Here is an 18,084-nt window from a genome sequence, read left to right on the forward strand (position 1 = left end):
CCCCCGAACCAACCGGATCAACCACCCGGGCCGGGGGGGGCCCCCGCGGCGGGGGGGCCCCCCACCGCGGAAGGCCAAAGCTGAGGGCCGCTTGCTTGATACAGAGACCCGGTAGTGCGAAGCGATATTGCGGAGGATTCCATGAACCGCCACACCCATGCAGTTGAAGTAGAGGACTGGTCCATTCTCCAGGCCGGCGACAGGGTCGCCGTTTCAGAAGACCTCTTCTACCAGGACAGGCTCCAAGTAGAAGAAACAGCAGCAGACATCGGCGCGATCTGGGTCCGCAGAATTTCCAGTGGTGACCGCCAACTTCTCAGCGTCGGGACCCACAGAATCTGGCATCTCGCCACCAAAGACATCTGATCTGGCCCGGTTCAACAGCAAGAGCACAAACGAAGGTACGCATTCATGGTTCATAAAGTCCAAGCAGTTGTGGTTAAGGAAAAGAATGCTCCGGTGTCGCTGGAGACCATCCTGGTGCCGGATCCGGGCCCGGGGGAGGCCCTGGTGGACATCCTGACCTGCGGTGTCTGCCACACGGACCTGCACTACAAGCAGGGCGGTATCGGCGATGAATTCCCGTACCTGCTGGGCCACGAGGCCACCGGCGTTGTCTCTGCAGTTGGCCCGGACGTGACGTCCGTGGCGCCCGGGGACCGCGTCATCCTGAACTGGCGCGCCGTGTGCGGCGAGTGCCGGGCGTGCGCCAAGGGCCAGCCGCAGTACTGCTTCAACACCCACAACGCCACCCAGAAAATGACCCTTGCGGACGGCACGGTCCTCTCTCCCGCCCTGGGCATCGGTGCCTTCGCAGAGAAGACCCTGGTGGCCGCGGGGCAGTGCACCAAGGTGGACCCCGACGTCGACGCCGCGGCGGTGGGCCTGCTGGGATGCGGCATCATGGCCGGCATTGGCGCCGCGATCAACACCGGCGAGGTCAAGCGCGGCGAGTCCGTGGCAGTGATCGGCTGCGGCGGCGTGGGCATCGCCGCCGTCGCCGGCGCGAAGTTGGCGGGTGCGACGACGATCATCGCCGTTGACATCGACGACAACAAGATCGAAATGGCCAAGTCCCTCGGCGCCACCCATGGCGTGAACTCCAAGCAGGAGGACGCCGTGGAGGCCATCCGGGCCCTCACCGGAGGCAACGGCGCCGACGTGGTGATTGACGCCGTCGGCCGTCCCGAAACGTACAAGCAGGCGTTCTACGCCCGCGACCTTGCCGGCCGGGTAGTCCTGGTGGGTGTGCCGACGCCGGAGATGACGCTGGAACTGCCGCTGCTGGATGTCTTTGGCCGCGGCGGATCGCTGAAGTCCTCCTGGTACGGCGACTGCCTGCCCTCCCGGGACTTCCCGATGCTGGTGTCCCACTACAAGCAGGGCAACCTGGACCTGGACGCGTTCGTGTCCGAGCGCATCACCATCGACCAGGTGGAGGAGGCCTTCGGCAAAATGCACGAGGGCAAGGTCCTGCGTTCCGTTGTTGAAGTCAGCCCGGTGCAGATCTGATGGCCGTCACCATTGAGAACCTGGTCACCTCGGGCACGTTCTCGCTCGACGGCGGCACCTGGGATGTGGACAACAACGTCTGGATCGTGGGCAACGACGAGGAATGCGTCATCATCGACGCTCCCCACGACGCCGCCGCGATCATCAACCAGGTCCGCAGCCGCAAGGTCAAGGCCATCCTGCTGACCCACGCGCACAACGACCACATCGGGGCCGCCCGGGAGGTCGCAGACGCGCTGGGAGCACCGATCCTCCTGAACCAGGAGGACCTGGTGCTGTGGGAGCAGGTCTACCCTGACGCCAAGCCGGACCGCTACCACTCCGACGGGGACGTGTTCGAGGTGGGCGGGGCAACGCTGAAGGCGATCCACACGCCCGGACACTCCCCGGGATCCACCTGCTTCTACCTCGAAAGCGAAGGGACAGTGTTCACCGGGGACACGCTGTTCAACGGCGGCCCGGGTGCCACCGGCCGGTCCTACAGCGACTACCCCACCATCCTGACCTCCATCCGCGAACGCCTGCTGACGCTCCCGGCTCAGACCGTGGTCCGCACCGGCCACGGCGACAACACCACCATCGCCGCAGAGCAGGAAACGCTGGCGAAGGTCCCCCAGTAGCGGCAGGAACAACGCAATAAGCCAGTGAAAAGCGAGCCGTGAACATCCTGCGCGCTTTTCAAAGACACCGCGAGGGCGACCCACGCGTCAGGAGCTGTACCCGCCGAGGTCTTCGCCGAACGACAGTGCCATCGTTCCGCTGCGCTTCAGTGCGTCTACCACCACGGCCGGCTCGATGGCCTGCGCCCGGGTGGCCCATGCAGACTCTTTCAGGTAGCTAGAGAGCGCCGCGCGGCTGGGAAAGACGGCATCGACAACAAGCTGAAAGTCGCCGGCGAGGACCGCGGCATACCGCACTGACGAGGAAGGAAGCATTTCCGCTTCCACACGGTCCAGTTCCGGAAACGGCACTTTGACCCATAGCAGCACCTCTACCGGCAAACCAAGCAGCGCAGGCTCGAAGACTGCACGGATAAACAGTGTCCCCTCGCGACGCATCCGCTCCACCCTGCGCTGAGCGGTCTGCACCGAGAGTCCCGTGATGCGCGCCAGTTCCTCATAACTGGCGCGGCCATCGCGTTCCAGTGCCCTGAGAAGTTGCCGGTCCTCTTTGCCCAGCTGCTCCACGTGTTCCAGGGCGGTCGGAGCCTCCGAGTACCGGGTTCCGCCCAGCGCCTCAATTTCCTCCGGCGTCAGGACGCCGGGATTCCACTGATGCATCGTCCTGGGATAGCTGAGGACCGGATACGTGGCGGCCGACCTCACCCCCGGGATGCTCCCTATGTCCCGGATCAGCAGCTCTGCAAATTTGGAAGCAGGGCTGGAAAGCTCGGCCGCGCAATCCGCGGAACCGGTGAGGATGTAGGTATACAAGGTCTCCGGCCGCCGCGCGAGGGCAGCAGCGGCGATGCCGGCCGCGCCGGGGTTGCAGGCAACCTTCAGCACAAACTGTTCCAGATGCCTGAAGCGGCTCGGATTGGGCAACGCGCGTATCCGCACCCGCCCGTCCCGCAGGAGCTCGGAGCCCCTCCGCGCCACCGTCCGTTCAGCCTCGCCCAATGCCGCGGCCACTTTCGCCCATGAAGCCCGTCCATCTACCTGGAGGGCGCCGACGATCCGTTGGTCCAGGTCGTCCAGCACATCCATGTCCCGCTCCCTGTCACGACGTCATCGTCACCGCCCAGTCTAGACTTCCCGCCACACTTTTGGCTGATTCTTCCACTTATCTCGAAAGCGTTGCCGGAAACACGTGACGAAGCACACGATTGTTGACGAAATCAACACCGACCGAAGGAAAAGCAATGACTAAGACTGTGGCAACCACACGTCAGGGGGCAGTACGCGGCGTCATCAAGGACGGCACCATCAGCTGGCGCGGGATCCGGTACGCCGCTCCCCCGACGGGGCCCCTGCGGTGGCTGGCTCCCCAGTCACCAGAGCACTGGGAGGGCATCCTGGATGTGGACCGGTTTCCCACGCGCGCCCCGCAGGTGCTCGCCGCCGAACTCGTCCCGCCTGGCGGGGCAACGCCGTCCGACGATGACTCGCCCATGGGTGAGGACTGCCTCTTCCTCAACATCACCGCCCCGGCGCAGCCGACAGACTCGCCCTGCCCGGTTCTGGTCTGGTTCCACGGCGGCGGATACACCTGGGGATCAGGAGCCAACTTCATCGGCGACGGAACGGCCCTAGCCCTCGAAGGCACCATCGTGGTCACCGTCAACTACCGGCTGGGGGCCCTCGGCTTCCTGAAGCTGGACCACCTCCTCGGAGAGCAGTACGCCTCGTCGGCAAACGCAGGGCTGCTGGACCAGATCGCTGCACTGAAATGGGTTCGGGACAACGTGGCCGCATTCGGGGGCGACCCTTCACGCATCACCATCGCCGGCGTTTCCGCCGGCGCCAAGAGCGTTGTCAATCTGATGGCCTCTCCGCTGGCCGAAGGCCTGTTCCAGCGCGGAATCATCCAAAGCGGCGGCGAGCACCTCAACACCCCGGACACCGCTGAACAGGTCACCGCCGCGCTGCTCCGCACCCTGGGCCTTAGCCCGGCGAACGCCGCAGAGCTCCTGACAATGCCCATTGACGTCATCCTCGCCGCGCAGCAGGAGATCGCCACCGGCGTCCGGGCAACCTGGGTCTGGCGCCCAACCATTGACGGGACAGTTCTCCCCGAAGCCCCCGTCCACGCCTTCGCCAAGGGCCTTGCCAAGGGGATCAATATCATGGCCGGCGTAACAGCCAACGAGGCCGGGAGCTATGACCTCGCCGACCCGAGCGCATCGGAACAGTCACCACGCGTTCTCCGTGAAATCTTCGGGGACGAAGGGGAGCAAGTGCTGGATACCTACCGACGCACATTCCCGGGGGCGGACGAGCGCCAACTTCGCTGCGCTGTCCTGGCGGACGAACGGTACGGCATCCCCACCATTCGGCTGCTCGACAGCCAGGCCGACAATGCGTCCTGCTGGCGCTACCGCTTCGATGCCCCAAGCCCTGGCGCTCCAAAGGAGAAGTGGGGATTCCACGGGTCCGACGTTCCGTTCGTTTGGGACATTGGACTCGAAGGGGCAGATCCGGCATTGCAGACTCTGGCATCAGGAATCAGGCAAGCGTGGACAAGCTTCATCCACCACGGAAAACCCGAAAGCGCCGATCTGCCCTTCTGGCCGGAATACCGGCAAACAGAACGGTGGACAATGTTGCTGGACACCACCCCGACAGTTGTCCCGGACCCCCGGCAGCAGCAACGGCAAGCATGGGAAACGGCAAAGTGGCAGCCCGACACCTGGTGGGAATTCCCCGCCCTCCATGCGAACAAGACCACCACCGACGACTGAAAGAGTCCGTACAATGACGTACACCCACAACACGGCTTCCGAGGGCACCGGCGACCTGCCAACCACGCTTTACAAAAAGCTCGCCTGGCGGATCCTGCCCCTGGCCTCCGTCTGCTACGCCGTGGCCATCATCGACCGGGTCAATATCGGCTTCGCCAAACTGGAGATGAGTGCCGACATCGGTCTCTCGGCCGCGGCCTACGGCCTTGGCGCCGGCATCTTCTTCCTCGCCTATATCTTCTTTGAAGTGCCCAGCAACATGATCCTCGAACGGGTCGGCGCAAAAGTATGGATCGCGCGCATCATGGTCACCTGGGGCGTTGTCACTATCGCTACGGGGTTCGTCCAAAACACTGGACAGTTCTACACTGCCCGGATCTTCCTGGGCATCGCAGAAGCGGGCTTTTACCCGGGGATGGTCTATTTCCTGTCCCAGTGGTTCCCACGCAAACGCCTCGCCCAGGCTTTGGCGCTGCTGGTCATCGCAGGACCCATCGGCAGCATGTTCGTCGGCCCCCTGTCCGGCTGGGTCATGTCCAGCCTGGGGGGACTCGCCGGTATGGCAGGCTGGCAGTGGCTCTTCATAATCCAGGGCATCCCGGCAGCCCTCCTTGGCATTATCTTCTTCTTTTCCGTCGCCAGCACGCCGAAGGACGCCGCCTGGCTCACCACGGAGGAAAAGGCCGCCATCGCGGCAAGCCTCGGCCCCGCCGGCGTACGTGAAAAGGCCTCAAAACAGTTCAAGAAGGCCATCACCAACAAGCGGGTTTGGCTCCTCGGCTTCATCCTGGCAGCCAACTACATAGGCATCTACGCAGTCGTCTTCTGGATACCGAGCATCATCAAAAACACCGGCGTTACGAATGTGATGACCATCGGGTACCTGTCCTCGGTCCCGTTCGCTGTCGCTGTCGTGGCGACCATCGCCCTTGGCATTTACTGCGACCGTAGCCAGGCGCACCGCCGGGTACTTGTCACGGGCATGGTACTGGCCGCGCTGGGGCTCGTGATCAGTGTGGCCACCGGCGACCAGCTGACCCCCACGCTCATCGGCATCTCCCTCGCCAGTGCGCTCTTCACCGCCACCGGCCCCATCATCTGGGCAGTCACCAACCTCCAGCTCAAGGGCATGACGGCGGCCGCCGCAAGCATCGCGCTGATCAACACCATCGGCTCCATAGGGTCCTTCCTTGGCCCTTACGTCATGGGGCTCGGCCAGGACTGGACCGGCAACGTCATCGTTCCCCTCCTGTTCATCGCAGGCGTCGCGGTAGCCGGGGCACTGGCAGCCCTTGCCATCCCCCGCACACCAACGAATCAGGAACACCTCGACAGAGGGCGTGACACTGCCCTGAAACCGGTCCCCCAACGGAAAGCAGGCGCCCAGAAGTGAACACCCTCTCCGAGACAGTGCGAACCGTGATGGAGGCCTACAACAAAGGCAACCCGGAACCCCTGATCGCCACTTTCCACGACGACATTCAATACACCATCGTCGAACTCGACAGGACATACCGGGGCCTAAAGGCAGTCAGCGCCCTGGCCTGCGAGGGGGCCGGACAAACCCGGTTTCACCTGCAGGAAGTCACATCGCACGGGCCGTTGATCGCCTTCACCTACGACCACCACAACCCTCTTGCCGGAATGAGCTACAACGGCCCAGGACTGGCCGTCCAAAAGTACGACGACGACGGGCGGCTGCTCGGACAATGGGCTTATAGAGCCTGAAAACCAAACAAAGGACGACGGCGGGATTCCCGCCGTCGTCCTTTGTCATTCTGATCGCTGCTATCGCAGCAGCCCCGAGCCGGTAAGCCCCAAGGCCTGCTGCTATCAAGCTTTGTCAACACACAACCGTGAAACAGGCCTCTGACCTGCCGAAACACTGTGCCCGAGGTGGGACTCCAACTACATTCCATCCCCTGCAGGCACTGGGAATCCGGTGCCGGCCAACGATTCCACCACGACGGCACCGCCATCAGTCCAGCTCTCAGTGCCAATTGACGGAAGATACGCTGTAGGCCCCTTATATAGGGTCTGGGGGCTCAGAGAAGGACGCGCCTGGCATCGTGACTGGCCTTTCCCCAACCGCCAGGGCACGACAGCGTTATCCCTGCAACATGCGGAGTTTCAACCGCCGTCGTCGGTGCCGGCCATCGTCTTGGGAGGCGTAGTGCCTCCTGGGGTAGCCCACGTTCGCCCTCCGGAGCCATGATGGCACTATGACTGATCCCCAGCGGAAGCTGTCCGACGCCGAGCTCGCCGAAGCCGGACTTGAGGGCCGGCGCGTGACCGGCGAGGCCCTCACGGCCACCTTCAGGACCCGGAAGTTCTCCACCGGGCTGGAGCTCGTGAACCGAATCGCCGCCTCCGCCGATGAGGCCAACCACCACCCTCATCTCAGCCTCACCTACCTCGAGGTAGGCGTCAGACTCTCGAGCCACGATGTCGGCGGGATCACCAGCCGCGACATCGACCTGGCCAGCACCATCGGCGGCCACGCCGCAGACCTCGGGGTCGCCGCCACGAAGTGAGACCGCGCCTAGGGCAGGGCGAAGGCTCGTCGAGGCGCAAAGCGGCCTTTACGGAATCTCTGTCATCGGCCTTTCATCCTCTGCAGTGGACGATGGCACCGTGCATCATAACGTTGTCCCTGGCGGGCTTTGGGTCCGTATCGAGACCATTTGTCGAAATGTCGCTCGTAGTCGATGATCCGTACTGCCAACAGATTCACAGCACTCACGAGCCGGCGTTGCCTAAAGCTCCCAGCGCTCCTTGGAGCTGCAATCCTTGACGATATTGTTGTCTAGGTTCCCCGCCCTGAAAGTCAGACCTGGGAGCCTGGTGCGCCCGGTGAAACCGTCTTACGCCGAAGTGGACGATGCCCGCAGTAAGGCCTATGCGGTCATACTGCGGCGTGGCGAACGAGGCGGGAGCCGTGAAGATGGTGGTGGAATTTAGGCTGCGCGTGCCGTCACCGATTTTGTACTGGTGCTGCGGCGGACAGCGGTCCCAGTTCAATGGTTTGGGGAGGGTTGGCGCCCGGCCGGGAGCAGGTGATCCCGGCAGCCCGGTTGGCATATTCGGCTAGGGCGTGGAGCTCATCCGCGCCTAGTGTCTGCAGGCGTTGTCTTCCGGCTGCCTCAAGCGCTCCGAGCTGGGCGAGGCCGGCGATGACAGCGGCCATGAAAGAATCGCCGGCGCCCACGGTGTCAGCCACGGTGACGGGTTCTGCTTGCATTCCAACCCGCCCCCGCCGGGTGATGATGACCGGGCCAGCCGCGCCTCGGGTCAGGGCTGCGATGGACGGTCCAAGTTCCAGCCACGCTTCAAGGCTTTCCTCCGGGCTGCGGTTGGGGTACAGCCAGGCCAAGTCTTCGTCGCTGGCCTTAACGATGTCACTGGCGGCCACAAACCGTTCCGCCTGTGTACGAGCAGCGGGGACATCAGGGCTGATGGCCGGCCGGCAGTTGGGATCGTAGCTGATCGTCGCCCGCTCTCCCGCCGCCTTGAGAAGCCCGAGGACGGCCTGGTCTCCTGGCCCTAGTAGAGCTCCAATTGATCCTGTGTGCACATGTGAGGAAGCCTCGACGGCGGCCAGTGCAGGCAGTGTTGCCCCTGCCAGGTCCCAGCTGATGTCGAACGCATAGGTGGCGGCACCGCCGGCACCTAACGTTGCGGTGGCCGTGGACGTCGGTGCGCTCCCGCCCCTGATCACCGTGACGCCGTTGGACTGGAGGTGCTCTTCGATCATGAGACCGTACTGGTCATCGGCGTAGTGCGTCACCAAATTGCTGGCAAAGCCCAGGCGGGCAACCCCGACTGCGACGTTGAGGGGGCTCCCGCCTGCGTGGACCCGGGCGCGGGTGGTCCGTCCGGTCTCCCTGATGACATCGGCGAGGGATTCACCAATGACGGTGACGATGGCTCCCCGTTCAGCCGGTAGGTGCGCGGGTGTGGGGCCGGAATCGGTCATGGCTGCTTCCTCGCAGTTCTCTTCATCAGTCTCGGGAGGATGGATTTAGCGGCCCGGGTAGACCACGGTTTTAAGCTGGCCGGGCTGCTTGCCGGCCTTGATTGCCTCTTCTGACTCGGCGAGGTTGAATCTGCCGGTGACCAGGATGTCCAGGTCCACTTTCGCGTCAGCAATGAGCTGGATGGCCAGCGGCCAGGTGTTGGTGTAGCGGAAAACGCCCGAGAGCCATATCTCCCGGTTCTGGATGTAGGAGACGGGCAGCTCCACGTCGTCGGCTCCGAGCCCCACCAGGATGACCCGGCCGGCGGGTGCCACTGCCTTGATACCGGCGCGGACTGCCTGCGGTGCGCCGGAGGCGTCAATGAACGCGTCGACGTCGAGCCCTTCCACCCTGTCAGTCTTCGCGTTGAGCGAGTGCGTGGCGCCGTGCTGGAGGGCAAACGCGAGCCGGTCCTCGGCGATATCGGAGATGTAGATTTCGGTGGCGCCGAAGGCGCGGGCGGCTTGGGCGGCGATAATGCCGATGGGCCCGGCTCCGGCGATCAGGACTCTGCTGCCGGGCTTGATCTCTGCGCGTTCGCAGGCCCAGAGACCCACGGAGAGAGGTTCGATCAAGGCGGCGGCCTCGTCGCTGACGCTGTCCGGGATGTCGTAGGCGAAGTCCGACTGGATGGTCACGTACTCGGCGAACGCGCCGTCGACCGGCGGGGTGGCGTAGAACTCGATGTCCGGGCACAGGTTGTAGCGGCCGGCCTTGCACTGCTTGCAGGTACGGCAAGGGCGTTGGGGTTCGACGGCGACGCGCTGGCCGATGCGGGCGGGGTCAACGGAGCTGCCGACGGCGGCGATCCGGCCGGACAGTTCGTGGCCCAGGATCAGGGGGTGGTCCACCACGTAGGGGCCGATGCGGCCGTGCTCGTAGTAGTGGACGTCGCTGCCGCAGACACCGACGGCGGCCACCTGCACCAGCACCTGGTCAGCGTCGGGCTGCGGGAGCGGCAGGGTTTCCATGGACATGTCGCCCTGGCTTTTCAGGACGCTGGCCCGCATGGTTGCGGGCAGTTCGTCGTGGGTGTTGGGGCGAAACCGGGTTGTGGGGGTTGTCATTGGAGCGATCCTTTCGAAAGCGGCGTGCAGGCTACTTGACAGCGCCCAGGGAGAGGCCCTGGACAAGTTTGTCCTGGGCGGCAAAACCGGCGAACAGCACCGGCAGGGAAATAACGACGGCGGCCGCGCAGACTTTGGCGAGGAACAGTCCCTGCCCGGACACGAAGCCGGTCAGGAAGACCGGGGCGGTGCCCGCCACCACGCCGGTGAGGACGCGGGCAAGGAGCAGTTCGTTCCAGCTGAAGATGAAACAGATCAGGGCGGTGGCGGCGATGCCCGGCATCGCGACCGGGGCGATGACCTTGCGAAGGATCAGCAGGAGGTTGGCGCCGTCGATTTGGGCCGCCTCAAGCATTTCTTCGGGAACTTCGGCGAGGAAGGACCGCATCATCCACACCGCGATGGGCAGGTTCATGGAGGTGTACATCAGGATCAGGAACCAGATGTTGTCCAGCGCCCCTACAGTGCGGGCGAACAGGTAAAGCGGCAGGATCGCAGCCACCACGGGCATCATCTTCGTCGAGAGGAAGAAGAACATGACATCAGTCCATTTCTTCACCGGACGGATGGAGAGTGCGTAGGCGGCGGGGATGGCCAGCACCAGAACGAGGACCGTGGACAGGATGGAAGCGGTGGCGGAGTTGATCAGGGACGGCCACGGGCTGACGCCGGACGTCTCGCCGAAGAATTCCCGGTAGGCGTCCAAGGTCAGGCCTGCGGCGATCGACGGCGGATTGGTGGCCGCATCCGTCTCGGAGTGGAAGGAGGTCAGGATCATCCACACCACCGGGGATGCAAAGAGCAGGGCCAGCAGCCACGCAGCGATACCGGCCGCGGTGTTGTTGCGCGTGGGGTCCATCCTCGTTTTACCGCGCTTACGGATACCGGTGTTCAGCGCTGTGGGCCCGGGAGGGGTGCTCTGCGGTGCAGCGGGGGTAAGGGTGCTCATCGTGCTGCCTCCTTCTTGAAGAGTGAAAAGACGGTGCGGAGTGCGAAGGTCGCCACGATGATGGTGCCGATGACCACCACGACGCCGGCGGCGGAGGCCAGGCCGTATTCGTTGGCATAGTAGAACGTCTGGTAAATGGCGTAGGGCAGGTTGGCGGTGCCCAGGCCACCGGCGGTGAGGGTGAAGACGGAGTCGAAGTTCTGCACGATGTAGATGGCACCGAGCAGACCGCCGAGTTCCAGGTACTGGCGAAGGTGTGGCAGGGTCAGGTGCCGGAAGATCGCCCAAGGTGTGGCTCCGTCCATCTGGGCGGCTTCCACTGTGTCCATGGGGCGCGACTGCAGGCCGGCGAGGAGGATGAGCATCATGAACGGCGTCCACTGCCATACCAGCGAAACGATGACGGCCATCAGGGGCGCCTGCGAGAGCAGGTCCAGCTGCGGGGCAGTGCTGCTGCCGAAGAGCGACCAGATCCAGGTAAGGATGCCGTTGATCAACCCATAGGCGGGGTTGAGGAGGGCGTGCTTCCAGATCAGCGCGGCAGCCACGGGAACCACCAGGAACGGTGCGATCAGCAGGGTTCGTGCCAATCCCCTGCCCAGGAACTTCTTGTCCAGCAGCAGGGCCAGACCCAGCCCGATGAGCAGGCTGGCGAGCACCACGGCGACGGTGAGGACGATGGTGGTGAAGATCGCCTGCCGCAGGTCAGGGTCGGTGAGGACGGTGATGTAGTTTTCCAGCCCGGCGAAGGCCGTCTTGCTGGGGCTAAGGCTGTTCCAGTTCAGGAACGAGATGAACAACGTCACCACGAAAGGAAGCTGGGTTACCACGATGAGGAAGATCAGGGCCGGGAGCAGCGGCGCACGCCGTGACCAGGCCATGGCGCGTTCACGGGATGTGGCACTTCGTGTGGGTTTGGCTGCAGTGTGTCCCGGTCGGGAGATACGCGCCGTTGCGGTAGTCATGGGATTCTCCTGCGGTTCGGTTGGTGCTACTTGTACTTGTTGCCGATTTTTTGGGCGGCGTCCTGGCCCTTGGCCAAAGCGTCGGCCACTGTGTCTTGCCCCGCGATGGCGGAACTGACGCCCTGCGAGACGTTGGTGCCCAGGGCAGCGAACTCGGGGATGCCCACAAACTGGATTCCGACGGCGGGACGTGGCTGGGTGCCCGGGTTCCTGGGATCGGCGTTCTCGATGGCGAACCGCTCCGCGGTGAAGAAGGGGGCAGCCTTCTGGAATTCCGCATTTTCGTAGGTGGAGATGCGTTTGCCGGAGGGGACTTTGGCCCAGCCGAGCTTGGACGCCACGAGGTGTTCGTATTCCTTGGAACTGGCCCAGGCGACGAACTTCCCGGCGGCATCCTGTTTCCTGGAGGCCGCCTGCAGGGCCCAGGACCAGGTCCAAAGCCAGCCCGAGGACTTGGTCTCCTTGATCGGAGCCTGGGCGTAGCCGATCTTGCCCTTGACCGGAGAGGAGTCGGCTTCAAGGGCACCCGCGGCCGAGGTTGCGTCGTACCACATGGCCGTTTTGCCCTGGCTCATGTTGTTCAGGCACTCGGTGAAGCCTGCCTGGGCGGCTCCTGCTTCACCGTGTTGGCGGACAAGGTTGGTGTAGAACTCGGTGGCGGCGGTGAACTCCGGGCTGTTGACCCGGGCGTTCCAGTCCTTGTCGAACCAGGTGCCGCCGAAGGTGTTCACCACTGTGGTCAGGGGTGCGAAGACCTGACCCCAGCCGGGCTGGCCGCGCAGGCAGATGCCTTTCATGCCGGGTGCGGCGCCGTCTACTTTCGCCGCGATGTCCGCCACTTGGTCCCAGGTGGGCTTGTCCGGCATGGTGAGTCCCTTGGCCTCGAGGATGTCCTTCCGGTACATCAGGAAGGATGATTCACCATAGAACGGTTCGCCGTAGAGCTTGCCGTCTGTACCGGTGAGGGACGCCGTGTAGGCGGGGAGGATATCCGCCTGGTCGAAGCCGGGGTCCTTGGCCACGCTGTCCAGGGGTGCCAGCCAGCCGTTGGCGGAGTAGAACGGGATTTCGTAGTTGGACAGCGATGCGACATCGTATTGTCCGGCCTGGCTGGAGAACTCCTGGCTGATCTTGGCCCGGACGTCGTTCTCCGGCAGGATCGTGAAGTTGACGTTGATGCCGGTTTCCTTGGTGAAGTTGTCTGCGGTGAGCTTCTGCAGGTCTTCCATTTGGGGGTTGTTGACCATCAGGACGTTGATGCTGTTGGGGTTGCCGGCGGAATTGCCTCCGCCGGCACCCGCGCAGGCCGTGGCGCCCAGGGCGATGCAGAGGGCTCCGGCGGACAGGACGGCAGCGCGCGTTTTCGGGCGCATTAAGGACTCCTTTGTTCTTCAGGAAGATTCAGGGCCGATGCACCCGACTGCTGCGTCAGGGTGCCGGTCTGGTGTGCGGCCAGCCACCGGGATCCCGGCGCCGTGCTCTTGTTCCTCAACATTAGGTGTGCGGGCCGTGTCACAACTAGCGTCCCCGTTGCCCGTTTCTGATACTTATTTTCCGATTCGATGAGCCTCATCAGCCGGTACTCTGGTTAGGGCGGAGGGGATGCTGTCCATAATTCATAACCACCGGATACACGGAGACCGCCATGGCCACAGTGGATAATGCCGAGGAAGCGACTGCCCGGCTGGCCGAAAGACTTTTGGGGATGCGGGCCAACCGGGAGGTGATTCCTCCGGATCCCAACCACTCCGTCCGCTGGCACCAGCACAGCTACCCCAGCCCACTGGCGCGGTGGAACTACCATCCTGAGTACGAGATCCACCTCATCCGCAAGGGCAGCGGAAAATTCATCGTCGGCGACCACATTGGCACCTTTGAGGCCGGCCACGTGTCGATCGTCGGTTCTGGCCTGCCGCACGACTGGGTCAGCGACCTGGAGCCGGGCGAAGTACTGGAGAACCGGGACGCTGTCATCCAGTTCGACGCGAAGTGGGTGGAGCAGGCGTCCGGCCTGGTCCCCGAGCTGGCGGAGGTCCGTCCGTTGCTCGAGCAGTCGGCCCGTGGCATCGAATTCCTGGGGCAAACCGCAGTGGCTGCAGCGGCGGCCATTGAGGCCATGGGCCAAACCACCGGTTTGGAACGGCTGCAGCACCTGTTTGAATTGTTTGCCCTCCTTACCGCGGCGCCGGAAGGCGACCGCCGCTACCTTGCGGAAGAATGGTTCAGGCCGCAGCTGGACGGCCAGGCCGCCGCCGTCGTCGACCTTGTCCTGGAGTACGTGTTCAGCAATCACTCCGGCAGCGTCCGGATGTCCGAGGCTGCCGCCTTGGTGGGAATGCCGGAGCCCACCTTTTCCAAGTACTTCAAGCGCGCAACCGGCCAGAACTTTAGTGACCTGGTCCGCAAGCTGCGCCTGGCACATGCCCGGCGCCTGCTCGAGCGCAGCGATAAGGCGGTGTCAGACATTTGCTATGAAGTCGGTTTTACCAACCTCTCCAATTTCAACCGACACTTCCTCAACGACACCGGAGAAACCCCGCGGCACTACCGCCAACGCACACAGAAGTGAGAGTCGGACCTGCTCCCCCTGACCGCATTTTTTATTGGCTAGTTGGAGCACACGAAAAGCACCATTTTGCAGGGGACTTCGACCGACCATTGCTCTACAGTCCTCTACACAACTCCTATAACCACGGGAGCTTCTGTGCAGTCAGCTTCTGAAAATGACAGCCGATTTAGCTGAATCCGGCACCCGACGAAGGATCCTCTACCGGGCGCGGATGAGATCCGCGTTGGGATGGGCGTGGCTAGACGATGGCTCCGTTGTTGAACTGTAGGCGCTTGGAGCGGCGCGGGAGCCTGCGGGCCCAGAATGCGATCACGAGCCCGGCTGTCGCCGCCCCTCCTGCTTCAATTCAGGATGACGCCAAGATCGGGACTCTTAGAACGTCCGTGGACCACCGTCTTTATGGGCGCTGCTTAGTGCACAGAGGGACGGCATCCCCAGACCTGAACCCACCGGGTCATCACTAAAACGAGTCCCTCCAAACAGGATAGAGATTCTTCAGTTAGTTCCCGGAGGTTGTGTCCGCGGAATCGTGAACGACAACATTCCCAATGATTTCGTGGGCAATGGCATGGACTTTGCGGTTGATGTCTTGGCTGAGTTGATTGATGATTTCGTAGGCTCTGTCGGCGTCGATTCCGCTGCGGGCCATGAGTATGCCCTTTGCCTGCTCGATGGCAGCCCTGTTCAGCGCTGACGCGGCAACCGCTTCGGTTGCAAGTTGGTGGCGATCGGTGTGGATGGCTTGGGTGAGGTCCACCGTAATCCCGCGCACCCCTACCGGACTGCCTTCGCTGAGGATGAAGTCAGCTGAGAAGAGAAGTTTGTGTTGTCGGTCTTTGCTGTCTCGAATTGAGACATAGATAGACGATGGTCCGCCCTGCAAGGAGACTTTTTCCCAAAAGGCGAGCACTGGTGCGCGGTCTGGCGGTTCGATGTGGGCTAGTGCCATGTCCATCGAGGGAACCACTTCTCCAGGGGAGTAACCGTAAATGCGGTACTGACCTTCGGACCACCGGAATACACGATCGGAAAAGTAGTAAACAACTTGGCCGGTAGGGCAATCAAGGTAACCATCAAAGGGCGGGCCAGCGGCCCCAGCTCTGCAACTCAAATAAGGCCGTTCAATGCAGGAAAAGGGGCCGTTGGCTGAGCCCGGCAAAATAATATAATAGAAGCCCAGGGAGCTAAAACTTCCCCGCTTGGCCTCGCAGCTTGCCGCGGCACATCTCGAAAGCCGCAGGTCAGCGGTCGGGCAATTCTTGCGGTTTCCTCGGCTCAGGCGCCCTGTGAAGGTTCCTTTTGCGGGCGCCGTCATCGCGTTCGGTGCTTAGGGCTCCGCAGATGGCGCGCCTATACAAGTTCTGGTATGAGACGCATCTCGTCCGTGTGAGGCATTCAGTTTGTGATTTCGCCTCGGTCGGTAGAAAGCAGCACCGATAGCCGTTCCCGCCACGTCTGCAGCTGTTCGGGTGTTAGTCGGGCCCACTCCGTGATCTCCACGAAAATGCGTAACGGGTCTTTGCTCCGTTACGACCGGGTGGGGTCACCAGGGACCTCGCTCGACAAGAGCCAGCGGCGCATGCGAGACCGACGGCGTCACTTGGCTTCCTCCTGCTGAAGCACCCGATAGGTGACGTGGATCACCGTGCTGGCCGCTCGGGCGTAGACCTGCTCTAGGTTCAGTGGTGGAACCCCGTTGAACAGGCGGGCGCCGGCGCTGAGGGTGAACGGGACGATGTGCAGCCGCAGCTCATCGACCAGACCCGCCGCGAGGTACTGGTTGATCGTCTCTGCACCGCCCTGGATCGAGACCTCGCCGTCTCCGGCCGCCTTCCTCGCCTGGTCTAGCGCCGACTCGATGCCGTCAGTGACGAAGTGGTACGTGGTACCCCCTCCCATCAGCTGCGGGTCGCGCGGGTAGTGGGTGAGCACGAACACCGGAGCGTGAAACGGCGGGTTGTCGCCCCACCACCCGTTCCAGTCACGGTCCCACTCGCCGCGCACCGGGCCGAACATGTTCCGGCCCATGATGTGGGCGCGGGCGCCGGCCATCTGCTCGACTTCGGCCCGGTTCTCCTCGCTCTGGTCGAACATCCAAGCATGGAGCCGGTCACCCCATCCGTCGCCGCCGTCCAGACCGAACGGGCGTTCCTCGGTCTGGCCAATCCCCGCAGCATAACCGTCGGCAGTGATGGTCTGATTGACGATGACAGTACTCATGGTGCTTTCCCATTTCTTTGGTTGGCTAGGGCATGGTCCACGGCGTGCACGCGGAATAGTTCGATCTCGGGCGCGGTCATCGCCAGCGACAGGAAGCAGGTTCACCTGCCGGCTGCGTGTGACGGCGTGAACGGCGCCCCCGGAAGTGAACTTTCTCCTTCCGAGGGCGGTTCATGTGTGGGATGGCTCCTCATCCGAGCGCGTTCCTACCGGCCCATGCCTGCGAAGACTCTCCTCAAGACACGCCTCGTACCAATAGATAGTCCCCAGCTCAGGTACGGGGGTATCAAGGCTTCGGTAAAGAGCATCCAGCACTTGCGCCAGTTCCTCATTGGACAGGCTGGACGCGACTGCGTCAGAACCCCTGGGATCGCTGATGATTCTGTGAAGCTGCGGGGCTGGTGCTGGTTGGTTGGGCGCTCTAACAGCGTCCGGATCCTTGTGCCGGCTCTGCCGGAACACGCTTCTACATCCGGCCGGGAGCCAGGTCAGCATCGCCGCTTGGATCACTGCGGTTGGCTTTCAGTTCCTCCGTGTTGACCCATGGTGATGGTTCGGGCTTGGAAACCTTCAATGAGCGCCATACAACCGCACCGGCCCCTGCGGCGGTGATTCCTGTGATCAACCACCAGATGCGGGACGGGGATTTCCTCGTCTGGATCGGGCCCGGGGCAGCAGCTCTTGGCCCGACCCGCATCAGTTGTTCATGGACCCTGGGAGTGATGGTCTCCACGCTGCCGGCGAGTTCATCCGCCAACCGCCGCAACAGCGCCTGGAGCCGCGGGGAGGCAGTTTCAATGCCGGTATCCAGTCCCGCTACCGCTCTCTGGAGGGCTGTCTGGACCCCAGGGGTGGCCCATTCCCTGCCCTTGGCCAGCTGCGTCATGAGGTTCTCGGAAAGACGATGAACCTGCTCGGATTCCGTCGGTGCTTTTGCTGTCCGCATTGATGCCTCCTATGGATGGTGGTGGGGGCAGCTTAGGCGCGCCAGGACAGTCTGAAAAGAGCCTTTGGGGCTTCAATACCGCGCCAGCCGACGCCACAGTAATGGGGACTACGAAACCCGTGGAGACCGGACAGTTGCCAGGGCGGCGAGATCACGGATCACCTGCTGCATCTGGTGCTGACGACGGGCGGAAAACGACGCCTCCCATGCTCGCTCTGACACTCTCGGGTAAGGCTATCAACGCGCGGCCCCTAGTCCACCTCGTCCGACTTGAATACTTCGCGCCCTGACACGTGGCGCCAGATCACGTGGTCTAGCTGTACTAACCCGGTTGGTTGGTGACACGGCTGGCGGGTGAGGCGCCTTTGAGTGCAGTGTGTGGCCTGCGCTGATTGTAGTACTCGATGAAGTCGGGGTAGCAGGATTGCCGTTCGGCTTCT

The 18,084-nt window shown here is 63.2% G+C and carries 17 protein-coding genes; 8 read left to right on the top strand and 9 right to left on the bottom strand.

The genetic code is table 11. The features are described from left to right. Positions 1-141: 141 nt before the first annotated feature. The 3 genes from ACWRN3_RS19875 to ACWRN3_RS19885 are packed head-to-tail and all read left to right on the top strand — an operon-like array spanning position 142 to position 2,132. A complete protein-coding gene (locus ACWRN3_RS19875; RefSeq protein ID WP_476741681.1) occupies positions 142-366 on the top strand; it encodes a hypothetical protein in 225 nt (74 codons plus the stop codon). A 45-nt stretch (positions 367-411) separates the two neighbouring features. After that, positions 412-1,512 (top strand): S-(hydroxymethyl)mycothiol dehydrogenase, encoded by a 1,101-nt coding sequence (locus ACWRN3_RS19880; RefSeq protein ID WP_476741682.1) that lies wholly within the window; start codon positions 412-414, stop codon positions 1,510-1,512. Next, the gene (locus tag ACWRN3_RS19885) at positions 1,512-2,132 is read left to right on the top strand and encodes an MBL fold metallo-hydrolase (RefSeq protein WP_476741683.1); all 621 of its coding nucleotides are present in this window, start codon (positions 1,512-1,514) and stop codon (positions 2,130-2,132) included. The genes ACWRN3_RS19880 and ACWRN3_RS19885 overlap by 1 nt, the downstream gene beginning before the upstream one ends. An 87-nt stretch (positions 2,133-2,219) precedes the next feature. On the opposite strand, the gene ACWRN3_RS19890 is transcribed toward ACWRN3_RS19885, so the two are convergent. Then, positions 2,220-3,218, bottom strand: a complete 999-nt coding sequence (locus ACWRN3_RS19890) for an Lrp/AsnC family transcriptional regulator (protein ID WP_476741684.1) — start codon at positions 3,216-3,218, stop codon at positions 2,220-2,222. Positions 3,219-3,373: 155 nt separating this feature from the next. Here ACWRN3_RS19890 and ACWRN3_RS19895 point away from each other — a divergent pair, with 155 nt between their 5' ends. The 4 genes from ACWRN3_RS19895 (at position 3,374) to ACWRN3_RS19910 (ending at position 7,446) form a co-directional block, all read left to right on the top strand. Next, positions 3,374-4,912 carry a carboxylesterase/lipase family protein gene (locus ACWRN3_RS19895; RefSeq protein WP_476741685.1) on the top strand — a complete coding sequence of 513 codons (1,539 nt, stop codon included), beginning with the start codon at positions 3,374-3,376 and terminating at the stop codon, positions 4,910-4,912. Positions 4,913-4,925: 13 nt separating this feature from the next. After that, entirely contained in the window at positions 4,926-6,305 is a 1,380-nt protein-coding gene (locus ACWRN3_RS19900; RefSeq protein WP_476741686.1) for an MFS transporter, read from the top strand. Beyond that, complete coding sequence (locus ACWRN3_RS19905) at positions 6,302-6,640, top strand: nuclear transport factor 2 family protein (protein ID WP_476741687.1); 339 nt, start codon at positions 6,302-6,304, stop codon at positions 6,638-6,640. The genes ACWRN3_RS19900 and ACWRN3_RS19905 overlap by 4 nt, the downstream gene beginning before the upstream one ends. A 494-nt stretch (positions 6,641-7,134) precedes the next feature. Beyond that, on the top strand, positions 7,135-7,446 hold the full coding sequence (locus ACWRN3_RS19910; protein ID WP_476741688.1) for a 4a-hydroxytetrahydrobiopterin dehydratase: 312 nt from the start codon (positions 7,135-7,137) through the stop codon (positions 7,444-7,446). A gap of 440 nt (positions 7,447-7,886) precedes the next feature. Here ACWRN3_RS19910 and ACWRN3_RS19915 read toward each other — a convergent pair whose 3' ends face one another. From ACWRN3_RS19915 to ACWRN3_RS19935, 5 genes are read right to left on the bottom strand one after another with little or no spacing between them, the layout of a single operon-like run. After that, the gene (locus ACWRN3_RS19915; protein ID WP_476741689.1) at positions 7,887-8,888 is read right to left on the bottom strand and encodes a carbohydrate kinase family protein; all 1,002 of its coding nucleotides are present in this window, start codon (positions 8,886-8,888) and stop codon (positions 7,887-7,889) included. A 45-nt stretch (positions 8,889-8,933) separates the two neighbouring features. After that, positions 8,934-9,995: an NAD(P)-dependent alcohol dehydrogenase gene (locus ACWRN3_RS19920; protein WP_476741690.1), complete on the bottom strand. Its 1,062-nt coding sequence runs from the start codon at positions 9,993-9,995 to the stop codon at positions 8,934-8,936. 31 nt (positions 9,996-10,026) lie between these two features. Next, on the bottom strand, positions 10,027-10,944 hold the full coding sequence (locus ACWRN3_RS19925; protein WP_476741691.1) for a carbohydrate ABC transporter permease: 918 nt from the start codon (positions 10,942-10,944) through the stop codon (positions 10,027-10,029). Then, positions 10,941-11,909 (bottom strand): carbohydrate ABC transporter permease, encoded by a 969-nt coding sequence (locus ACWRN3_RS19930; RefSeq protein ID WP_476741692.1) that lies wholly within the window; start codon positions 11,907-11,909, stop codon positions 10,941-10,943. The genes ACWRN3_RS19925 and ACWRN3_RS19930 overlap by 4 nt, the downstream gene beginning before the upstream one ends. Positions 11,910-11,935: 26 nt before the next feature. After that, positions 11,936-13,282, bottom strand: coding sequence for an ABC transporter substrate-binding protein (locus tag ACWRN3_RS19935; RefSeq protein WP_476741693.1), 1,347 nt, complete (start codon positions 13,280-13,282; stop codon positions 11,936-11,938). Between the two features lie 272 nt (positions 13,283-13,554). Here ACWRN3_RS19935 and ACWRN3_RS19940 point away from each other — a divergent pair, with 272 nt between their 5' ends. Next, on the top strand, positions 13,555-14,478 hold the full coding sequence (locus ACWRN3_RS19940) for an AraC family transcriptional regulator (RefSeq protein ID WP_476741694.1): 924 nt from the start codon (positions 13,555-13,557) through the stop codon (positions 14,476-14,478). Positions 14,479-14,977: 499 nt separating this feature from the next. Here ACWRN3_RS19940 and ACWRN3_RS19945 read toward each other — a convergent pair whose 3' ends face one another. The 3 genes from ACWRN3_RS19945 to ACWRN3_RS19955 form a co-directional block, all read right to left on the bottom strand. Then, positions 14,978-15,793, bottom strand: a complete 816-nt coding sequence (locus ACWRN3_RS19945) for a PAS and ANTAR domain-containing protein (protein ID WP_476741695.1) — start codon at positions 15,791-15,793, stop codon at positions 14,978-14,980. Positions 15,794-16,074: 281 nt separating this feature from the next. After that, positions 16,075-16,698 carry a dihydrofolate reductase family protein gene (locus tag ACWRN3_RS19950; protein ID WP_476741696.1) on the bottom strand — a complete coding sequence of 208 codons (624 nt, stop codon included), beginning with the start codon at positions 16,696-16,698 and terminating at the stop codon, positions 16,075-16,077. Positions 16,699-17,164: 466 nt separating this feature from the next. Next, positions 17,165-17,644: a hypothetical protein gene (locus ACWRN3_RS19955; RefSeq protein WP_476741697.1), complete on the bottom strand. Its 480-nt coding sequence runs from the start codon at positions 17,642-17,644 to the stop codon at positions 17,165-17,167. Between the last annotated feature and the right edge of the window lie 440 nt (positions 17,645-18,084).

The organism is Pseudarthrobacter sp. rb, assembly GCF_056389225.1.